The sequence below is a fragment of the Peribacillus sp. NPDC058075 genome (genome assembly GCF_042885195.1).
GTDB lineage: Bacteria > Bacillota > Bacilli > Bacillales > DSM-1321 > Peribacillus.
This window is the reverse complement of sequence record NZ_JBHVSL010000001.1, coordinates 2,430,287-2,451,851: the sequence shown is the minus strand read 5'-3', so window position 1 is coordinate 2,451,851 and position 21,565 is coordinate 2,430,287. Positions and strand designations below refer to the sequence as shown.

Annotated in this window: 20 protein-coding genes and 2 pseudogenes; 17 read left to right on the top strand and 5 right to left on the bottom strand. The window is 37.2% G+C overall.

Annotation, left to right across the window (positions count from 1 at the left end):
* Nucleotides 1-211: 211 nt before the first annotated feature.
* The 8 genes and pseudogenes from ACFVS1_RS12165 (at nt 212) to ACFVS1_RS12130 (ending at nt 7,919) form a co-directional block, all read left to right on the top strand.
* Complete coding sequence (locus ACFVS1_RS12165) at nt 212-1,294, top strand: LLM class flavin-dependent oxidoreductase (RefSeq protein ID WP_352921076.1); 1,083 nt, start codon at nt 212-214, stop codon at nt 1,292-1,294.
* A gap of 44 nt (nt 1,295-1,338) precedes the next feature.
* The gene (locus ACFVS1_RS12160; RefSeq protein ID WP_347942008.1) at nt 1,339-2,121 is read left to right on the top strand and encodes an SDR family NAD(P)-dependent oxidoreductase; all 783 of its coding nucleotides are present in this window, start codon (nt 1,339-1,341) and stop codon (nt 2,119-2,121) included.
* 183 nt (nt 2,122-2,304) lie between these two features.
* Nucleotides 2,305-2,760 carry a flavin reductase family protein gene (locus ACFVS1_RS12155; protein ID WP_387547658.1) on the top strand — a complete coding sequence of 152 codons (456 nt, stop codon included), beginning with the start codon at nt 2,305-2,307 and terminating at the stop codon, nt 2,758-2,760.
* 154 nt (nt 2,761-2,914) lie between these two features.
* Nucleotides 2,915-3,199, top strand: coding sequence for a hypothetical protein (locus ACFVS1_RS12150; protein ID WP_387549330.1), 285 nt, complete (start codon nt 2,915-2,917; stop codon nt 3,197-3,199).
* 146 nt (nt 3,200-3,345) lie between these two features.
* A complete protein-coding gene (locus ACFVS1_RS12145; RefSeq protein ID WP_387547656.1) occupies nt 3,346-4,398 on the top strand; it encodes an alpha/beta fold hydrolase in 1,053 nt (350 codons plus the stop codon).
* A gap of 62 nt (nt 4,399-4,460) precedes the next feature.
* The gene (locus ACFVS1_RS12140; RefSeq protein WP_387547654.1) at nt 4,461-5,633 is read left to right on the top strand and encodes an iron-containing alcohol dehydrogenase; all 1,173 of its coding nucleotides are present in this window, start codon (nt 4,461-4,463) and stop codon (nt 5,631-5,633) included.
* A gap of 105 nt (nt 5,634-5,738) precedes the next feature.
* The gene (locus ACFVS1_RS12135) at nt 5,739-7,202 is read left to right on the top strand and encodes an NAD-dependent succinate-semialdehyde dehydrogenase (RefSeq protein WP_387547651.1); all 1,464 of its coding nucleotides are present in this window, start codon (nt 5,739-5,741) and stop codon (nt 7,200-7,202) included.
* A gap of 159 nt (nt 7,203-7,361) precedes the next feature.
* A pseudogene (locus ACFVS1_RS12130) lies at nt 7,362-7,919 on the top strand (FAD-dependent oxidoreductase).
* Nucleotides 7,920-8,167: 248 nt separating this feature from the next.
* Here the strand turns inward: ACFVS1_RS12130 and ACFVS1_RS12125 are convergent.
* Nucleotides 8,168-8,569, bottom strand: coding sequence for a hypothetical protein (locus ACFVS1_RS12125; protein WP_352921065.1), 402 nt, complete (start codon nt 8,567-8,569; stop codon nt 8,168-8,170).
* Between the two features lie 411 nt (nt 8,570-8,980).
* Between ACFVS1_RS12125 and ACFVS1_RS12120 the strand changes: the two genes are divergently transcribed.
* On the top strand, nt 8,981-9,670 hold the full coding sequence (locus tag ACFVS1_RS12120; protein ID WP_387547648.1) for a GNAT family N-acetyltransferase: 690 nt from the start codon (nt 8,981-8,983) through the stop codon (nt 9,668-9,670).
* A 1,122-nt stretch (nt 9,671-10,792) separates the two neighbouring features.
* Nucleotides 10,793-12,757, top strand: a complete 1,965-nt coding sequence (locus ACFVS1_RS12115) for a PhoX family protein (RefSeq protein ID WP_387547646.1) — start codon at nt 10,793-10,795, stop codon at nt 12,755-12,757.
* Nucleotides 12,758-13,013: 256 nt separating this feature from the next.
* On the opposite strand, the gene ACFVS1_RS12110 is transcribed toward ACFVS1_RS12115, so the two are convergent.
* From ACFVS1_RS12110 to ACFVS1_RS12100, 3 genes and pseudogenes are all read right to left on the bottom strand, one after another.
* Complete coding sequence (locus tag ACFVS1_RS12110; RefSeq protein ID WP_387547644.1) at nt 13,014-13,448, bottom strand: molybdopterin-dependent oxidoreductase; 435 nt, start codon at nt 13,446-13,448, stop codon at nt 13,014-13,016.
* A 78-nt stretch (nt 13,449-13,526) separates the two neighbouring features.
* Nucleotides 13,527-13,652: pseudogene (locus tag ACFVS1_RS12105) on the bottom strand (transposase); the annotation flags it as partial.
* A 63-nt stretch (nt 13,653-13,715) separates the two neighbouring features.
* Nucleotides 13,716-13,919, bottom strand: a complete 204-nt coding sequence (locus ACFVS1_RS12100; RefSeq protein ID WP_387547641.1) for a hypothetical protein — start codon at nt 13,917-13,919, stop codon at nt 13,716-13,718.
* A 543-nt stretch (nt 13,920-14,462) separates the two neighbouring features.
* On the opposite strand from ACFVS1_RS12100, the gene ACFVS1_RS12095 reads away from it, so the two are divergent.
* The 6 genes from ACFVS1_RS12095 (at nt 14,463) to ACFVS1_RS12070 (ending at nt 19,754) form a co-directional block, all read left to right on the top strand.
* A complete protein-coding gene (locus ACFVS1_RS12095; protein WP_387547638.1) occupies nt 14,463-14,765 on the top strand; it encodes a hypothetical protein in 303 nt (100 codons plus the stop codon).
* Nucleotides 14,766-15,046: 281 nt separating this feature from the next.
* The gene (locus ACFVS1_RS12090) at nt 15,047-16,735 is read left to right on the top strand and encodes a hypothetical protein (protein ID WP_387547635.1); all 1,689 of its coding nucleotides are present in this window, start codon (nt 15,047-15,049) and stop codon (nt 16,733-16,735) included.
* Nucleotides 16,736-17,179: 444 nt separating this feature from the next.
* A complete protein-coding gene (locus ACFVS1_RS12085; protein WP_387547632.1) occupies nt 17,180-18,307 on the top strand; it encodes an Ig-like domain-containing protein in 1,128 nt (375 codons plus the stop codon).
* A 131-nt stretch (nt 18,308-18,438) separates the two neighbouring features.
* Nucleotides 18,439-18,711: a VOC family protein gene (locus ACFVS1_RS12080; RefSeq protein ID WP_387549328.1), complete on the top strand. Its 273-nt coding sequence runs from the start codon at nt 18,439-18,441 to the stop codon at nt 18,709-18,711.
* 362 nt (nt 18,712-19,073) lie between these two features.
* Nucleotides 19,074-19,346, top strand: coding sequence for a DUF1796 family putative cysteine peptidase (locus ACFVS1_RS12075; RefSeq protein WP_387547629.1), 273 nt, complete (start codon nt 19,074-19,076; stop codon nt 19,344-19,346).
* A 219-nt stretch (nt 19,347-19,565) separates the two neighbouring features.
* Entirely contained in the window at nt 19,566-19,754 is a 189-nt protein-coding gene (locus tag ACFVS1_RS12070; protein ID WP_387547626.1) for a hypothetical protein, read from the top strand.
* A gap of 180 nt (nt 19,755-19,934) precedes the next feature.
* On the opposite strand, the gene ACFVS1_RS12065 is transcribed toward ACFVS1_RS12070, so the two are convergent.
* A complete protein-coding gene (locus tag ACFVS1_RS12065) occupies nt 19,935-20,180 on the bottom strand; it encodes a hypothetical protein (protein WP_387547623.1) in 246 nt (81 codons plus the stop codon).
* Between the two features lie 454 nt (nt 20,181-20,634).
* On the opposite strand from ACFVS1_RS12065, the gene ACFVS1_RS12060 reads away from it, so the two are divergent.
* A complete protein-coding gene (locus ACFVS1_RS12060) occupies nt 20,635-21,531 on the top strand; it encodes a DMT family transporter (RefSeq protein ID WP_387547620.1) in 897 nt (298 codons plus the stop codon).
* The last annotated feature ends 34 nt before the right edge of the window (nt 21,532-21,565 follow it).

Here is a 21,565-nt window from a genome sequence, read left to right as displayed (position 1 = left end):
ATATAGCTAATAAAATGTAAACGTTTGATTGATTTTTTATCGATTTTTTTAGGACACTAAGATTAAATGGGTTTTTAGCATTCTGTTTATAGCAAGAAAAATATATTTCGAAAAAGTAAATAAAAGAATGATTTATAGTCATCTTTGAATCTGGCATGGATCATGCATATTACTTATATGAGTTACAAAATATTATGAAGGAGTTGTTTTCATGAAATTAGGAATGTTTTTACAGCCATCACATCCACCAGAAAGGAATCCTTATGATGCCACTGAGTGGGATTTAGAGGTGATTCAATTGGCAGATCAATTAGGTTACAATGAGGCCTGGATTGGAGAGCATTTCACTTCGACATGGGAGCCAATTCCAGCTCCAGACTTAATGATTGCTCAAGCTCTTAAATCTACAAAACAAATTAAGCTTGCACCTGGTGCCCACCTGCTACCTTATCATCATCCAGTAGAATTAGCTCACCGAGTTGCCTATCTTGATCACCTTTCCCAAGGACGATTACTTCTAGGAGTAGGTGCAGGAGCGATGCCGACGGATTTAGAAACATTTGGTGTTGAATTTGGAGAAAATAGAAAGATGATGGCGGAAGCATTAGAAATTATGCTGAAACTTTGGAATGAAAAAGAACCTTTTGAATTCAAAGGAAAGTATTGGAACGCAAATAAAGTAGAAGGAAACGATATCTTAAAACCACATATGGAGCCTTTCCAAAAACCGCATCCGCCAATTGGTGTTACTGGACTCAGTCCAGGTTCAGAAACTCTAAAAATGGCAGGGGAAAAAGGGTTTATTCCAATGAGTCTTGGAAATAACCTCGAGTATATTGCTAATCACTGGAAGGATGTCGAAGAAGGGGCAAAAAGGAGCGGAAGAAATCCACAACGCAGTGAGTGGAGAATTACCAGAGATGTGTTTGTTGCAGATACAGATGAAGAAGCACTGGAAGGATCATTGAATTCTATGATGGGCAGACATTATCGTGAATATTATTTACCTCTGTTTAGACAACTTGGAGGAGTTTCAGTGTTTAAACATAAAAGTTCTGTAGATGAAAATGATATTACACCGGAATATGTAGCAAAACACAATTGGTTGGTCGGTTCACCTGAAACGGTCGCAACTAAATTTGCAAATCTTTATGAAGCGGTTGGGGGTTTTGGGACTTTACTTGTAGTTAGCTACGATTATAGTGAAGACCCTGCAATGTGGAAAAAATCCATGCGGTTATTAAAGGAGGAAGTACTTCCAAGGGTGGAAAAGAAGTTAAAAGTAAAAATATAACTCTTTCTTGATTAACCATTTTAAAAAATAGAGGAGGAACTTGAGTGGGTTTTTCTGAAAAAGTAGTAATTGTTACAGGTGCAGCTGGGGGAATCGGGAAAGAAACAGTTAAGGGATTTGCTGAAGAAGGAGCCAAGGTTGTTTTAGTTGATTTGAACCAAGAAACGTTAGAATCTACAGCAAAAGATTTAAATCTTACAGATGGACAGTACTTATTGGTTGTAGCGGATGTTACGAAAGAAGAGGACGTAGAAAGATATGTGGCAAAAACGATAGACACCTTCGAACGAATTGACGTATTCTTTAACAACGCAGGTATAGAAGGAAAGATTTTACCTATAACGGAATATCCGACCGATGTATTTGAATCGGTGTTAAATGTAAACGTTATGGGAGTTTTTTATGGATTAAAACATGTCCTTCGAGTCATGAAGGAACAGAAATCGGGATCTATTATTAATACATCATCTATTTCTGGCTTAAATGGAATATCCGGTGTTAGTGCTTATATTGCTTCTAAACACGCTGTTAATGGGTTAACCAAAACAGCAGCATTAGAAATGGCCCCGTACGGAGTTCGAGTTAATAATATTAATCCGTCTACTGTAGACACAAGAATAATGCGTACCTTTGAGGAAGCTGCATCACCTGATGATGTCGCCGCGGCTAGAGAGGCTTTTACCCAGGCCATTCCGTTGGCTCGATATGGTACACCAGAAGATATTGCTAACTTAGTGCTGTTTTTAGCTTCAGACAAGGCCTCTTTTATAACTGGTACAGATCATAGAATTGATGGTGGACAATTGGCTGGAGTAAGAGGATATTGACATACTTGAAAAATTATTAGTAAACGAAGTAACAAAAATATATATAAAATCTGTTCTGTTAGGAAACTTGTTGGATTCTTGAGAACTTAGCACAGTTTAAAGAAAGACACCTCAACAATCCCCGAAAATGCGATTATTTAGGTGTTTTTGTATACTGAAACAGTATCTTTATATAAATAAATTATGGGCAATTATCCCAGTGGAGTAACAATCCTGACTACCACAGATGCAGACGGAAATCCTTGTGGTCTTACGGTCAATTCATTTGCATCAGTCTCCCTTGATCCTTTATTAGTTGTATGGTGCATTGATCGTAAATCGACTAACCTTGAAACCTTCCAACAATCTGAAGGTTTTGCTGTGCATATACTTTCAATCGATCAGGAAGATTTATGCTGGACTTTTGCTGGCAAGGATGCGGATCGTTTTTCTAAGGCTAATTGGTCATTATCAAAAAATAATTTACCTGTCATTTCGGGTTCTTTAGGTGTATTAGAATGTAAAACCGTACAAAAGATTGATGCAGGTGACCATATAGTTTTCATTGGTCAAATAATTAATATTGATAAAAAAGATAAAGAACCTTTGTTATATTTCCGTTGGAATGTCGGAATGGTACCTGCTGGATGGCCGAATTAATTCGCACACACACTTTTTTACGGCGGATAGTTTATAGCAACTATCCGTTACCGTAATTAATATCTATGGAACTGAAATATCACTATTTATAATTTTAAACCGCTTTTATGAAGTACATCATTGTACTTGAAAATAGGAGTGAGAAAAATTGAATGTGAAAGCAGACATTATCCATTTACCTGACCTATCATTCATACAATATTGCAAGGAACAATTTGGAATAAATCGTGGTGTTTATAATACTATTGATTCGTGGTTTTTTCAAAAAGGGATAAATAATATTATGGAACGAAGAAATAAAATCTATCATTTCCTTGCAAAATGGCTTCAGGAAGTCTCTAAGAACAATAATGGAAAAATTGTTATCGGACATGGAAATTTAACAAAAAAGTTAAATGAATACTATGAAAGCGCCATTTTATCACGAAAATCTATTTAAAGTAGGAAACTCTTTTTCATAGTTGATGAACTTGTTTTAGAAAACAAGTTTATATTTTTTCTATAGAATCTTTGTAACCAAATGATCGATATTCTTATATACATCTCAGAGTTTTAATCAATAAAATTTGAGAGAAGGTAATTTTTTTGATTGATAACAATTTTTATACTCAAGAGAATCATGGACCGTATGAAATCTATAATTTAGGAGATTTTGAATTAGAGGACGGTTGCATTATCCCGGACTGTAAACTTGCTTATGTTACGTTTGGGAAACTTAATGAGGCAAAAGATAATGCGATTCTCGTTCTTACGTGGTATTCCGGAACCAACAAAATAATGGAGACCTATATAGGGAATGAAAATGCACTTAATCCGGATCATTATTTTATTATTATTGTAAACCAAATAGGAAACGGGCTTTCAAGTTCTCCTCATAACACCCCAGCTCCTTTAGACATGGGTAATTTTCCAGAAGTTCGAATTAGTGATGATGTTCGTGCTCAACATAAGTTTCTTACCGAACATTTTGATATTAAGCAACTAGCTCTTGTTGTAGGTGCTTCAATGGGAGCACAGCAAACATATGATTGGGCTGTACGATATCCTGATATGGTTAAGCGTGCTGCACCAATTGCAGGTACCGCAAAGAATACCCCTCATAACATTCTTTTTACAGACACGCTAATGGAAGCAATAACATCTGATCCGAACTGGAATAACGGGAATTATCGATCATGCACGGAAGTCGTAAATGGACTAAAAAGACATGCGAAGATATGGGGGGTAATGGGGTGTAGTACTGAATTTTACAAGCAGGAAGCTTGGAGGCTATTTGGTGTAGACTCTTTAGACAAATTTTTATCAGACTTTCTTGAGACGAATTATAAAGTAAAAGATCCAAACTCCCTTCTTTGTATGGGATGGAAATGGCAGCAAAATAATGTGAGCAGAATCACCTCCGGGAATCTGAAAGAGGCATTCAATAGAATCAAAGCTAAGGTCTATGTAATGCCAATCGATGAAGATATGTTCTTTCCACCTAAGGATTGCGAAGAGGAGCAAAAAATGATACCGAATAGTGAACTTCGGGTTATTCATAGTATCTGTGGACACTATGCTTTATTTGGGGCTGAAGGTACAGATTATATGAATCAAATAAATAATCATCTAAATCAGTTATTAGCTACATCTGTTTAGGCAATGAAATTATTAATTTCAAGTTGGTACCAATGAAAGACATAAAGGTTAGGAGGATTTGAATGAACAAGTTTGGCTTTTTTAAAAATCCCACCCAGATAACATATGGCTTGGAGGCGGCAACTCAACTTAGGGATATCATCGATCAGGAAAGTTTTAAAAATATACTTATAATAACTGATTCAGGGATTGTAAAAACTGGTTTGATTGAGCTGCTTACAAGGCAGCTGGGCAATATTAATTATGCCATTTTTGATGGAACCAAACCAAACCCAACTGTACGAAACTGTGAAGATGCACTGGAGTTATTAGTAGAAATCAGAGCAGATGTTGTTGTGGCAATGGGGGGAGGAAGCTCGATAGATGTAGCGAAAGCAGTTTGTCTGTTAGCCACAAATGAAGGGTCCATTGTGGGATATGAAGGGATCGATACTTTTTCTAATGATATATTACCGCTGATAGCAATCCCGACAACTGCCGGCACAGCCAGCGAGGTTACAACATTCACAGTGATTACTGATGAGGTACGCCAGTATAAGTTTACAATTGGCGGAATCCGTTTGGCACCTAAATGGGCATTAGTAGACCCCTTAGTTACAAAATCACTGCCTCCACATATAACAGCTGCGACAGGTTTGGATGCTCTTGTGCACGCACTGGAATCATACACATCGAAAATGGCAACGCCAATTTCGAAAGCGCTTGCAAGAGAGGCGATAAGAAAAATTAGCGCGAATCTTCGTCAGGCAGTTTATAGCGGAGACAACATAAAGGCAAGAGAGAATATGCTAATGGGCAGTCTTCTGGCAGGCCTTGCATTTAATAATACTAGGTTAGGAAATTGTCATGCATTAAGTCATCCAGTGAGTGCCATCTACGGGGTTCCGCACGGAGTAGCAAATTCAATTCTAATACCACATATTATGGAATTTAATTCACTTGCAGTACCCGAGTTGTTTAGTGATATCGCAGAAGATATGGGAGAAAACCTGGATGGCCTTACATTAATGGAGCGGGCAAATTCAGCAATTCATGCAGTAAAAAAACTATCTGAAGATATCAATATCCCGAGCGACTTTTCACAGTATAACATAGATGAAGGTTCATTAGACAGAATGGCAAAAGACGCTTTATTAAGTGGAAATATTACCGTCAATCCCAGAACAACAACATATGAAGACGTTATAGATCTTTATAGAAAATCAATAGGCAGTGTTAAAGTTAGGACTATTTGATCTAACTACTAAAAACGCATGAGTTCACAGGGGAAACCGAAGACATTCAAAATTAACGTAGGAATAAAATTATAAAAAACCACATATTTCAGGAGGAATTTGAGGATGGTTGAAAAAGTAAGAGAATTTACTTTGATAGATTTAGAAAATATTAAACTATTCATAAATGGAGAATGGGTGACTGCAGCTTCAAATTCAACATTTTCACTTATTAATCCATCCACCGGTGAAACCGTAGCGGAGATTCCAAGGGCAGGTCAAAAAGAAGCACAGCAAGCAATAGAGGCAGCCAACAAGGCTTTTCCCCAGTGGGCAAAGCTAACAGCCTATGATAGAGCTGACTATTTGCTTAAGCTTCGTGACTTAATGTTGGAACATGTTGAAGAATTGGCATCCATTATGAGCATCGAAATGGGGAAAGCCTACACAGAGGCTGTTGGAGAAGTGAAATATGCATCTAGCTTCTTATCCTGGTATGCCGAAGAAGGCCGCCGGATCTATGGAGAAACAATACCAGCATCTGCAACGAATAAAAGATTGTTTGTGATAAAACAGCCAGTAGGTGTTATAGCGGCCATTACACCTTGGAACTTTCCGCTGGCAATGATGACAAGAAAACTGGGCCCTGCACTCGCAGCTGGCTGTACTGGTGTGGTAAAGCCAGCAAGCCAGTCCCCGCTTTCTGCTTTAGCTTTTGCTAAATTAGTAGAAAAAGCTGGAATCCCAAAAGGAGTAGTTAATATAGTTGCCGGTGCAACCAAGGAAATTTCAGATGAAATTTTTGAAAACCCGATTATTAAGAAGATTTCTTTCACTGGTTCAACGGAGGTTGGGAAAACGCTCGTCGAAAAATCTGCGCCGCAATTGAAGAAGTTATCTTTGGAACTTGGAGGACATGCACCTTTTATTATCTTTGAAGATGCAGACCTTGAGAAGGCCGCAGTAGGTGCACTTGCAAGTAAATTCCGAAATGCCGGACAGACCTGCGTCTGTGCAAACAGAATCTATGTCCATGAGACGGTTAAGGATAAATTTATAAAAATCTTCGTAGAAAAGGTAAAGAGCCTAAAGGTCGGCAATAGTCTTGACAGTTCCGTTCAAATCGGACCTCTAGTTAACGAAGAAGGATTGAAAAAGGTCGAAGAGCATGTGGCCGATGCTCAGGAAAAAGGAGCAGTTTTATTGTATGGCGGGAAACCATACAATGAAAACGGGTATTTCTATCAGCCAACCGTTTTAGACAATGTAACCAAAGATATGAAAATAATGACCGAAGAGACTTTTGGCCCTGTGGCACCATTAACAAGTTTTACCAGAGATGATGAAGTAGTTTTTGAAGCCAATGATACAGTTTATGGATTGGCTGCCTACTTATATACTACTAATATTGATAGAGCTATCAGGGTAACAGAGTCGTTGAACTTTGGAGTAATTGGCTTAAATGATGCCATCCCGGGAGTGGCACAGGCTCCTTTTGGCGGCGTGAATCATAGTGGTTACGGCCGTGAGGGTGGGCACCAGGGCATAAGAGACTATCTTGAAGAAAAATACATTTCCTTAAGTCTGTAAACATTTCACTTGAAACTTGTCTTACAGGTACCAGAAGGGAGGAACTAAAATGAATTATGACTATATTATTGTAGGGGAAGGGATTGTGGGGTTGTCCACCGGGTAAGCCCTTTTAAAAAAGGATCATAAGGCAAAATTGTTGTTAATTGAAAAAGAAGGATTTTTGGCAGCCACCAAACCGGGAGAAATAGTGGTGTTATACACTCGGGGATTTACTATAAACCTGGAAGCTTAAAAGCACGCTTTGCAAAAGAATGCGGAAAAAAATTAGTAGAATACTGTGAACAACACGATATAGCTTATGATATTTGCGGGAAATTGATTGTGGCTACCGATGAAAAAGAATTAGCTGGTCTAGATAATCTATATAAACGCGGGTTAAAGAACGGGCTTAATATGGAAGTCTTAAATCAGGCCGAAATGTGAAAGATAGAGCCAAATGTTAATGGTATATCAGCCATTAAAGTTCCTATGGCAGGCATTGTCAACTATAAAAAAGTAACAGAATCTTTAGCAAACGATATTATCAGTAAAGGTGGAGAGTTGAAGTTTAACACAAAAGTTTTAGACATAAACGAAAAAGGTAATGAAATTGAAATTGTTACAAACCAAGGGATATTTCATACCAAATATTTTATTAATTGTGCCGGTTTGTTTAGCGATAGGATAAACCAAGATGGCTGGCTTGGATCCAAAAATGAAAATAGTTCCTTTTAGGGGCGAATATTATAAGCTGAGAGAATCAAAATCTCATTTAGTGAACAACTTGATATATCCCTTCCAAATCCTCATTTTCCTTTCAGTGGTGTACATTTAACAAGAATGATAAATGGGGAAATTTGTTGGTCCAAACGCAGTATTAGCATTTAAAAGGGAAGGATATAAAAAAACCGATTTGCGATTTGCTTGAAGTGTTGTCATACCCTGCATTTTGGAAAATTGCGAAACAGCATTTTCGATACGGATTAAATGAAATGCATCGTTCGGTAAGAAAGAGTAAGTTCTTGGATAAAAACTACCTCAAATACTTCTTTGCCTGTGGTTAAATACGGTGTATTCGATTTGGCTAGACGTAATAAATCAGTTGAATATTTCTTTAATCTATCAGTAGATTCTATTAATTTACCTGTTGTTACTATAGAAGGGTCTACTTTATGAATTGATAAATTTGAATTATCTAATAAGCTTTCTTTTGACATAGACACTTCTCGTTTATTCATCTCTTTATTAACAACTTTATTACTGTTTGCTGCAGACATATCCCTTTTTCTTTTTTTAACGAGAAAAAAAGATGGAATGGCAATTAATACAATAAGCATTAGGACATTTAGAAGTAGAATTAATATTTTTAGGTAAAGTTCATTCATATGGAGTCCTCTTTACAATATTTTCTTAAAAGTATTATACTATAATGGCAATTAAATGGAGATAGATAAATACAGAATAATCTTTTAAGGCACACTCTTTTTCTTATCTAAAAATGATTACAGCATTAGTTAAGTGAAAACAATGGTTTATAAAATTGCCTTCCGAATCTCTATTCCAAAGGGTTTATTAAATACTGACATATTTGAAACTATTACAAAAGACCAAATAAAACGTCCTTAGTATGTTGAGCCAGGGATTTTTATCTCTGGTTTTTTACTTATGTCAGTCTTTCAACTAAATTAACATTATGTTAAAGAGTAAGGAGGTAACCTTAATGTAAGTTCTCTACCCTTTTTACTATTTATATTATATAATTTTACTAAACTAACTATTATTGGAGGGTCTTCTTTTTGTATCGAAAAGAGCTTTTTGTCTTCAACCATGATCAATCTGTCCCTGCCGTGATTCGAAATTATGAAGAAAAAGACTTTCCCGGCTTAATTCGCGTTCAACAGGAAAGCTTTCCACCACCATTCCCGTCTGAATTGTGGTGGAATACGGAGCAATTGCATAATTATGTTACCATGTTCCCCGAAGGAGCATTATGCATCGAAATCGATGGTGAAATTGCAGGTTCGATGACTGGATTGTTGGTTGATTTTGATTCCAAGCATCCGGAACATACATGGGAGGAAATTACGGACAATGGGTATATTCGAAACCATAATCCAAATGGCAATACGCTCTATGTCGTGGATATTTGCGTAAGTCCCTCCTATCGAAAATTTGGTTTAGGAAAATGGCTGATGTTCTCGATGTATGACGTTGTTGTTCATAAAGGATTGGAACGCTTACTGGGAGGAGGAATAATGCCTGGATATCATAAAAAAGTGAATGATCTGACGCCGGAACAATACCTTGAAGCTGTCGTAAAAGGCGAACTGAAAGATCCAGTCATCACCTTCCTGCTCCGCTGTGGTCGTACCCCTGTTCAAGTAGTGGCAAACTATTTGGAAGATGAAGAATCACATAATTACGGAACACTGATGGAGTGGAAAAATCCTTTTTGCCCATCAAAGACAAAACAAGTCGAAGGCTAAAATAAATGGAATATATCAGATGTTGTTTGAACCTGTCGTTTTTAGCTGCAGGTTTTTTTGTGTTTTAGGAGGATACTATGTACATCAAATAAATGAAGAAAATCAGATACAACTTGATACATTTAATCGCATTTGGATCGAATGCTGGAATGAAAAAGGATTTGAATTGGAGTTTACCCCACAATCCGATAAATACATCATCCTAGATGAAATGAAACTGCTATCGGAACAACGGAATTTATTCCGGATGGAATGAACAACAGTTCATGTGAAACCTTTTCGGCTTTTTTTGTTTCCTTCTTATTTTATAGGGATATTTCTCCGTTCCAAAAATTTAATAAAGGATTAGGCTTCGATCAACTTCAACATTTCCAGCACTGAAAGGGGGGTATCCATACTCCAAAGTGAATTGATGGATAGGATAGACCCGCTTAAATTGATATTTCCTTATCCCTTTTTCAAATGGTAACCATTTTTGAATATTAGCTAAGTAAAAACCCCATTCATTGTCCTTATTCCTTATAACACGTGCTCTAGGCACCTTGCTTGAATGGAATTTCTGAAATAAAGCGATATCTTGACTAGAATGATAATACTCAAATCGTTTTGGGCGTTGGGATTCAGATGGTTTCAGTAATCCGGCCGCTTCTTCATAGGCCGTTTCAGATATGACATAGATTGTCTGTCATCTTCATTTGTTTGCTAATTTCTTTTCATTCACAAGTTGATCCACTTCCGCATTTTCTGAATACGTCCATAATATATCAGGGAACTATAATCTTTGATACCAGTATAAAAGGGGACATATTTCTGAAGAAAATAATGCTATTTACCTTACTGTCATTTATGGTTTTAAAGCTCTCCCGATATTTGTTCACGTTGCCGAAAACATAAAGCTAATGAAAATTGTTAAGGAGTTTAGACCGTCAAACTGTTACTGGTAAGTCCTAAAAAACTTTTTTATATTCTGCCCATTATCTTATTAACAAAATCAACAATGAACTTTAACAAGACAGACTTATAAATTATAATATTAAAACTTTTAAAACAGTTCTTTAATATTCTCTTAATAGTCTAATGGTTTAATATAAATGTAATAAAAATTAGGGGGTCGTATCTACTATGAAAAAAACAGTCTCCATTGGACTATCTATGGCCATACTGGCATCTTCTGCTGTTTCAGCTTTTGCACACGATAACCATGAATCTAGAAATCAACAGCCTAAATCGAAACACTACCTGAGCCATCAGGAAAATAATAAAATTAAAAGTGTAGAATTCAGTTCCATGAAAGCACCTAGCACTATTGAAAACATGATTAAAACCTATAGTGAAGCTACTGTAAAAATTACATATCAAGATGGACAAGTAAAGGAAACTCCTTTAAATTACAAATCACTCTTTTTATCCAAGGATAAGATCGTAAACAATAAAGGAGAAATGATTCCAGCTGGAACTCCAATTGATGCGAAGGGCAATCCAATTGTTGATAATAGTGTTCCCGACAAACCGTCCTATTTTGTTTCCGATGCACCTGATTCCAACAGTATGATCACCATTTCCGGGAAAACGTATATTGTTTCTCACTATGAGTATGACTCTATCGATAATGCTGGAAAATCTATTTCTGGATTGCCGGCATCCATGACACTTACTGAAGTGAATCAAAATAAGAAAACTGGTGAACTAACGGTTAATAATGCGAAAAAAATTGATTTTTCAAACGTTAATGGCCTTTGGACTCCATGTAACGGATCGACAACAGAATGGGGTACACACCTTGGCTCTGAAGAATATGAACCGGACGCACGCACATTTGAAGATCCTAATTCATCTGCAAACAAAGCTGTAACGAATTTTGCTAATTATTACTTCGGTGACAAAACAAAAGCTAACCCTTACTTTTATGGATGGATTCCTGAAATTTCTATTGATACTAAAGGCAAACCATCAGTGGTTAAGCATTATAGCACCGGTAGATTCTCGCATGAAGTAATGCAAATGCTACCTGACAACAAAACCGCATTATTCGGTGATGACGGTGGAAATACTATGATGTTTATGTATGTAGCTGACAAAGCAAAGGTTCTATCTTCGGGAACACTTTATGCAGCAAAATTTAAACAGACAAGCTCTGAAAATGGCGGAGCGGGGAATTTAGACTGGATCAAGCTTGGCCATGCAACTGATAATAAAGTAAAAGCGATTATTGATAAAGGTACCAAGTTTAGTGATATTTTTGAAACTGCGACTCAGCCGACTGACGGATTTACAGCTATCAAAACGCAGGCAAATAAAAATGTTGAATATGTTAAAGTAAAACCGGGCATGGAAAAAGCGGCAGCTTTCCTTGAATCCCGCAGATATGGAGCACTGCTGGGAGCAACATCCGAATTTAATAAAATGGAAGGGTTCGCTGTCAACAAGAAGGATAAAAAAGCATATGTAGCCATGTCATATCAAAATGGCAGCATGCAAAAAGAACCGGGCATCAAGGATGATATTCAGCTCCCTGCCATTAATTCAGGAGCTACCTGGCAGATTGATTTAAATAGATTTAAAGCAGATCAAAATGGCGGATACATTAACAGTGAATTTGTACCTTCTAGCATGAAAGCTCTAATTGTCGGTGAAGATTTACAAACGGCAGATGCATTTGGCAATACGGCTGCTCAGGATAAAGTTGCAAATCCAGATAACCTAAGCTTTTCAAATGATTTAAACACATTATTTATCGGCGAAGACAGCGGCATGCATACGAACAACTTTGTGTGGGCATATGATGTAAATACAAAGAAATTGTCCCGAATTCTTTCCGTACCTGCTGGAGCTGAAGCAACAGGATTAAGAGCAGTGGACAATGCCAATAATTCTCGTTATGTCTTAAGTAACTTCCAGCATCCTGGAGAAGATATTGCAGGCAAACAAATTACTGCAGTGGACAAGACGAAGCTGGCTGATGCGATGAAACAGGCGATTGGCATTCAAGAAACTGGCGGTGTTGGCTATATCTCTGGCCTGCCTTCAGTTAGGGATTATTCTTACAACGAACACGGCGAAAATAATCACCAAGATCGTGACGAATAAGAATCTCCTTGCTGAGACAGAATGAGTGAGGTTTGAACTAAAGGAGTTAGGGTTTTCCCTGGCTCCTTTATGCTGAATGCCGCACGGAGTTATCCATGAGAGTTTACTTTAAGAATAATGGGGGTCGTTTCTAAAGTGTTTTTTTACTTTTGAATCGACCTTTTTTATTAGTGTAAATAAAAAGGAAACTACTAGACTTTAACTTTTATAATATCTAATGCGTTGTATCCATAGCCCTTTCTGTTCTACATCGGCTCTAGCGGTTGTACATTACCCTAGAATCAGTTGCTTTTGATATTATGGTGTATTCGCCTTTTTTAAGTGCCTCCCATTTATAATTCCAACGAACCCATGAATATTTTTCGGATGAAGAAGTTAGTTTACATTTATGCCAAGTTTGACCTCCATCAATACTAATATCTACATTAGCAATATGCCCTTTACCGGTCCATGCAATCCCATTAATATCATAAACTCCTGTATGCAATACTTGCATATTTAATGGATATTGTATGGTTGAGTTAACATTTATAGTAGTGACAGGGAATTTTCCATTATCGTTTTCTTTGTTTAGATAGTAAACATAATCAACAGCTTGAAAAGGTCCTTTAAATTCCTTGTCAATCACAGTAATTTTTTTAATCCATTTTACAGATCCCATTGCATACCATCCAGGGACAATTAGTCTCAAGGGAAAACCATGCTTGAAGGGGATGGGGTGATTGCAAGTGATTCTAATGATGGACTGGTTTAGTGATGTTAATGGTTATATAGTTACGTCTGATACACCATATTCGCCACTTAATTCTCTTACTGAATTATCCGAGTGATAAAGATCTACAATAGTCTTCTTGAATTCATTATTATATTTTTTACCTGTATTCTTACGTTCCAAGACGGACACATCCTCTCAAAAATCATTGTAAGGACTTAACTAAAATGTGTCCATGAAACTATACTAACTCCAATGTTCCTGCTCCGCAATGCCTTCGGCTATCAGCCACTCCAAGAATAATTTATAATCAAGAACGTAATTCAAGAGGGGGGAAGAAGATCGAATATCCAATTTATTGTCAACATATTCAACGATGTAGAAAGGCATAGAGTTAATCAGCTGTTCCAATTTCTGCTCGTGTACTTGATGTTGTCTAGTATTGGACATTGGTTAATTCCTTTATAAAGTTTGATTTCTGTGTAAAATTCAATTTTTACGCAGAAAATGGTTATCTCTAATCAGAATAATATTGAAATAGATAAGTAAGACCTTTCAGAAAACCTTTGACTAACGGTACTTTAGTTCTATACAAAATGAGTTAAGACCACAAATATAAGACGGGGGAAGAGTTGCTCGTGGTGATTGAAGAACAGCGAAATAAGTTTATAAAGCTCGTCCAACAAGATCTGCTCAATGAAGCAATTTCCGGGAGCTTTACATAAGAGTAGGTTTTTTCGAGGTCCTCTTTTGAGGGCTTTTTTTGTTGCAAATATAAACCCCCAATTAATTCTAGGTATTTTGGGAGTAATGAGCGTATTTTGTATTGGATGCGCTTCAAAAGGATTCTTTTAAAAATAAGCCCATTTTACTAGGTTGGTTTGATATACTAGAAATGGAAAAATTGAGAGAATCATTTTAATGAGTAGGGAAGTGTAAATAATGCTCTGGAAAATTTACTTTTGGCTAATTTTAGCTATAGAGATAGCTTCAATGCTTGTAGAAACGGTTCATGGTCCGGTGGTAGAAATTACGGATACGGTTATTAGCGTTATCTCCACAATTGGATTATTCGGTTATGTATATAAGAAGCAGTTGTTGTCAAAGTTATTCTGGAAATTCGTATTTATAATAACTGTAATTGAGGGGCTTGCCTACATAATGTTGGATGTACTTAATGATCCAGAACTTGGATTAGGTGGAATAATTTTCGTTACAGCTTTCACGCTATCCATAATGTATCCTTTCTTTCTAGGTTTATATAGATATGGATTCCGTAAGCAAAATTTAGCTTAGTGACATCTTAAATAACAGGTACATTTGTTTAAATAAGGTATAGAGAGACCACAATATGTGGTTTTTTTTATTTGTTTATAATCACAAATATATAAATAAGAATATCAATTAGTGAAATTTCTTCTTTTTGTCTCAACTGTTCTTTACATTGAGGAATTAACAGCTTAAGAACGACTGACATCTAGATAAAAAAATTCCAAAAGAATAAAAAATTAGGAAGATTATTTGTGAAACATGGTAGAATAATATTCTAGTAAAAATGTCATAGGAGGAATTTAACAATGAAAAAATATTTAATGGCAGCAAGTGCTTTTTTGGGGGTACTATGTCTCATCTTGGTTAGCGGAGCCTTGAAGGTTTCAGCAAACGTTGGACAGGATTCCATGCAATCAGCAAAGCCCATTAATGTAAATGATGTTAATCATGCAATCCTTAATGGAGATGGAGATTACGAAGATTATTGGAAATTCACGCTGACAAAACCGGGTCAAGTCACCTTTAACATGAATAACTATCCGGGATATGCATGGGATTTTGAAATCCTGGATGGTAGTGGAAATGAGTTTACAGGCGGAACTACCGATTACAGCAATAAAGCCATGGGTGTGACGGCAAGGAAAGTAGGATTGCCAGCTGGTACATATTACATACATATTGAAGATTATACTAATTCTATTAACAAAACCTATTATTTTGCTGTTAATTTTGAAGAAAATGCAAATGTGGAATACGAATTCAACAATAGTTCAAGTGCAGCAAATAAAATTAAATTAAATACACCTTACGTGGGTGAGATACAAAATTATAGTGATGAGGATTATTATAGATTCACCCTTCCTGAAAGTGGAGCTGTCACTCTCAATATGAGTCAAAAAGCTGGCATCGGATGGAATGCGAGTATTTTAAATTTAGAGGGTGAAGTGCTTAGTGAGCTGACGACAGAATATTCTTCGAACGTCACAAAACCGACGGAACGGACGGTCGGGCTACCTAAAGGAGAGTACTTAATCCATATTGAAGACTATTCCAGTTCAACTCACCAGCCCTATGCCTTTAGCGTGAAGTTTGCAAAGTCAACTGCCTATGAAAAAGAATTCAATGACAACGCCCAGCAGGCAAACAGTATTGGATTGGGCAAAAACTATTATGGGCATCTCCAAAGTTACAATGACGCTGATTATTTTACGTTTTTTCTATCAAAACCATCAAGTGTATCTCTAGAGATGGGAAGGAAGCCATCTGTTAGTTGGTATATGAGCCTCTATAATTCAAACGGTGATGAAGTGGGATCCTTTAATACGAAGTATGACCAGTTTGCAAATGGAATAGAATCGAAGAGGTATTCCCTTCCTGCAGGGCGGTACTATATATCGGTGAATGATTATACAAACACTCGCAATCATAAATACCAACTGGCTGTAAAAGTTCCAACGCCGTCTATTAGCAGTAAGTCGGTACAAATAACAAATTATGTAGGCAAATCGGATAGCGTGAAAGTGAGTGCCCTGGCTAAAGGCGATGTAGTGAAGTTGTTCGATTCGAAAGGAAAGCTATTTGCTACATCTAAACCAGTATCAGGTACCTCTACAACTTTTAGCATCAAACAATTAGGAAAGAATGCCGGTTTTATCTATGTGTCGAACACCCGAAGTGGAATGCTCGAGAGTTCTAGAGTAAAGGTATCGTTTAAAGCAGAACCGAAGACACCTAAGCCAAGCGCTTCTAACATTACGATTAAGAATAATAAGGGGAAGTCAGATACAGTAATAGTCAAAGGATTGAAAAAAAGCGACGTTGTTAAACTCTATTCATCCTCCGGGAAGTATCTATCTAGTAAAACATCCACTTCTTCCTCTGCAACCCTTACGGTTAAGCAGTTAGGTAAGGGTTCAGGTTCTGTTTATGTAACAGTGACACGGCCTGGAATGAATGAAAGCGACAAAGTGAAGAAAACATTCAAAGCAGAATAATGCATATTAGAGTTGGGACAGTATTTTATAGAAAAGGGGGCGGCACTCAAATTGAGAGCCGTCTTTTTACTATAAAGAAGGGAATTAGTCATTCTTAAATATGTTATGGCTGATAGTTCTTAAGATTGATCCGTAAAGGGGGGAGTGCAGTCACTAGTTTACCCTTTTTTATATTAAGTTTTTATAATCTACAGCGCAGCCCTTATACTTATCTTGATGATTTAGGGGATATGTTGCCATTTACCAAATTCCAATTAGCTAAAAAATAGTATGAGTACGCTCTTACAATCAAGGGGAATTTTTTCAAACACCTACCACTTCCTCGCATAAATTGCAGTTATTGTCAAAATAAAGCTAAAGAAACTTATGGCAAATCTGGTACTTATGTATTAGTATTGTAAAAGTATTGATTAGTTCTTAATAACGAATTTAGGGGGAAGAAACGTGCGTAATAAAGGTATTTTGTCATTGGTTGCTGTAGGTCTATTTGCCTCATCATTGTCTGTAGGTGCTGTGAAGGCTGAAGGAAACGAGAACGGTTTAGCCAGGAAAGCTATTGAACGTCAAGTGGAAAAACCACTTAAAAAAGGTTTAGTGGATTCTAAAACGTTTAATCAACTTGAAAAAGAAGTAAAAGGTTCACATTCAAAGTCAGGCAAGGGTTATAGTAAAATGAGTGATGATGACTATATTTTTGAGGTTGAGTACAATAACGACTTTGCTACAGCAGATAACTCGTCATACATAAAATCAACAATTGGAAGATTGCTTCCTTTGTATGATGTGGATTTTTCTAAAGTGGTCGTTCCTAGTGATGGATTGTTGCTTGTAGCAGGAACAGCATCCTCATATGCTATTGATCTAGGATTTGCAGCAGTACAAAAAGACTATGTTGAAAATAGTAACTTAAAGTATCTAGGTAGCGAATATGAAGATGGCGTTGAATATAGAGGTTATGATGTTAAAAAAGGCACATACTATGTAGGTGTTTACGACCGAGATAATGAATACGACATTGATAATAATACAAGTGATGACATGTATGCTATCGCAACTGCATTTGTAGATGATGTTAAACCATCTAAGCCAACTGTTTATAAGGTTGATAACAATGACAAAGTCGTTACTGGCAAAGCAGAAGCTAATTCAACTGTAACTGTTAAAAATGGAAGTAAAGTATTAGGCTCTGCAAAGGCAACATCTAAAGGAACATTCTCAGTTAAAATTGCAGTTCAAAAAGCCGGTACTAAATTAACAAGTACAGCTAAAGATAGAGCAGGGAATGTGAGTTCAGGTACAACGGTAACTGTTGTAGACGTTATTGCACCAAGCAAGCCAACAGTAAATAAAGTAGATGACAATGACAAAGTTGTTACTGGCAAAGCAGAAGCTAATTCAACTGTAACTGTGAAGGTAGGAAGTAAATCCCTCGGTTCAGCTAAAGTAAGTTCTAAGGGAAGCTACTCAGTCAAGATAAAGGCACAGAAAAAAGGAACTACACTTTCAATAACTGCAAAGGATAAGGCAGGTAATACTAGTTCAAAGACAACTACTAAAGTTGTAAAACATTAAATTCAATATAACAAAAAGGGAGCCCGGTGGTTCCCTTTTTTCATTTGGAATACCTTAGTGAGTCATAGCAAAACTCGTTAGCACATCTTAATTTATCCCAGTATGTAGAAGGGAAGGTATCTCTATAAGGGATAAGGGAGTACTATGTAAATATTTTAGGATGTGATATCGAGGATGAAACATATCGGGCAGAAAGGAAGTCCTATAAATTGGATCTAATGGTCGGAGGGGAATATCTTGGAATTGTTCTTTTTCCTTATAGCCCCAATCGTCCAAGTTATCGTGAAGCAAGAGGGCCTAGCCATCTTGCCTTTGAAGTGGATGATATTAATCAAGCGATTGAGAATTTAGAAAAGAAAACATTCCTGGTGAACCCATCCGTATTGATGACAGGAAAAAGGTGACAGTATTTAGGTTAGGCATTCTTCTCCATTAATTTTGTTTGCATTCCCCATATTTCCTTCAGCTCCCAACAGGCCCACTTTATCCAAGTAGGGCTTATTTTATTTTTCAGAAACATAAAAAGGGCTGTTAGTAATCTATTAAGTACTATACAGATTTATAGGAGCTTCATAAGATATTAAATGAGGTACAGGCAATAGGTACATTTCCTGATAAAGCAACCTTCGAAATAATGGCTGAAGAACTGAAAGAAGTTATGGCTGGATTGGCTATATAATTCCGGAAAAAGTGAAAAGTACTAAAAAAATAGTTAACTACCAAAAGATTTGATGAAAGAGGGAAATTAGTAGAGAGGATGACTGAATTGAAATTACAAGAAATAAAAGGATCTTATGATGTAATCATTAGCCTAGGCAGTTGGTGTGGACCTTCCCTTAATTTAAGGCGGCATAATTTGAGGCGGTTTTCATTTCCACTTGATTGGGTTGTATCTAATTCACTCCCGGATGTAAGCAGATTATTGAAGGACAGATTTGTCGGATTTATGGACTTAAACAATATGAAGCAGGTAGATGGCATCGCCTCTTATCTTGATGATGGAGATGCGGTTTTTTCTGATGAAGGCGGTAAGCAGTAAAACGCGCATTTTATCCAAGATACCTATTATAATATTATTTCAGTCCATGATTTCCCAATTATACCTAATCAAGATTGGGTTCATCTTTACCCTGCTTACAAAGAAAAACTTAATTACCGAATAAATAAGTCTATTGAAATAATTTCAAATAGCAAATCCGTCTTATTTGTTAGATGGGGGGCCGTTTCTGTTCGCGAAGCAGTGGAATTGCAATCCGTCTTGTCTGAAATGGTATCGGGAAAATTTAATATCCTCTTCCTTGATCCAATAGCGGGCTTGAAAGATGTTAATGAAATCGACTGGGGAATCAAGGGCATTTGTACAGTGCAAGTACCAAGCGATGGTCCTAATGATGATTCAATGTGGGATTATGTTTATAATGGACTAACCTTAACAAAAACATATTAGTAGTAGTGATTTCACTTCTTTATATTGCAAAGCATTAATGGACTGACAACTTAGTCATTTTCTTTTTTTTTGAAGGATGAACAGTAGAGCTATTTTTACAGAAGCAGATAATTGTATCTCAAGAGTAAAAGGGCACTCATGATTTTAAATGAGTGTTTTTTTGTGCAGTAATCTAGTGAATTATCTAAATTGTTGGTTTCCACTACAGGCACTCGCTTTCCGCGGGCGGTCCGGGAGCCTCCTCGGCATATGCCTGCGGGGTCTCCCGTAGACGCGCTTTTCCCGCAGGAGTCTCGCACCTTCCGTTCCCATCAACTTTGCTTTAAATTCAATTTCCGCTGACTGTCTGCCAAGCATCCTTGCCGGATGCGGATGCGGTGTCCCGGCTACCAAGTCATTCGGCAGGAGTGTCGCAAATTTCTTCAATCCAATGAGGTTACTTTAAAAAAATCATAAAGACAGAAACAGTTTATCGATCTTCACCTTTTATTAGAGGCTTGACAAATTGAACGTGGGTTTCCACTACAGGCACTTGCTTTCCGCGGGCGGTCCGGGAGCCTCCTCGGCATACGCCTGCGGGTTCTCCCGTAGACGCGCTTTTCCCGCAGGAGTCTCGCACATCCGCTCCCATCAACTTCGTTTTAACTTTTAGATAGAACTTTTTTGTTTAGCATGCTTTTCTAACCTGATCAATCTTTACATGAAGATTTCCTATCTATTCCCATACTGAATAGATTTTCGTAGCCGATAATACATCTCGGAATGTACACTTATTCGTATTTTACTGTTCCACTTCACAGTGAGATAGAAAATTTATTGAAGTTCTCCCGTATCCATGATACCTTCAGTTTATAGTGAATGGGTATGGGAGGAATAGGATTTGAATACGAAGGCATTTATATTGGCATCAATTACAGTTATTATCTGGGGATCTACTTTCGCTGCTATTCGTGCAAGCTTGCATGGCGGGTATTCAGCTGGTCATTTGGTACTTGTTCGTTATCTTATAGCATCAGGGATTTTTGTCCTTTATGCTCTATGGCCTGGGGTGAAATTTCGACTCCCGAAAAAAGCGGATTTGTTGAGGATATCAATCCTTGCATTTATTGGAATTAGTATCTACCATATTGGGGTGACATTCGGGGAACAAACTGTTTCGGCGGGAACGGCTGGAATGCTGATTGGTTCAGCACCTGTCTTCATCGCGATCATTGCTGCTTTCGTATTAAAAGAACGCCTCGGCCTATTCGGATGGATTGGTTTAGGAATAGGGTTCACAGGAATTACCTTAATAACTTTAGGTACTGCAGGCCCTTCCCTGAATATTTCTGAAGGAGCCTTTTTAGTGCTGATGTCGGCTATTGCTTCTGCAGTGTTTTTTGTTTTCCAGAAACCACTGTTCAGCCGTTATAATCCGATTGAATTGACAGCGTATTTCACATGGATCGGTACAATACCCTTTTTTATATTTTTTCCTGGGCTATTTCAAGAAATTCAACATGCAACGGTGGAAGGTCATTTATCTGCGGTTTTTGTTGGTGTTTTCCCAGCGGCCATCGGTTACGTAACTTGGGCAGTTGCATTATCATTAGGAAAAGCCAGTTCCGTCTCCAGTCTGTTATACATTGAGCCTGTAATTGCCATTTTTGTCGCTTGGCTTTGGCTTCATGAGGTGCCTAGTACTCTTTCAGTCATTGGCGGCGCAATTGCTATATTAGGGGTTCTTGTCGTTAATGGGTTCGGAAAGTATAAATCGGTGATGAAAAAAGCAGCATGAAAGTTGTTTAAACTAACTGGAAGAAATCAACCTT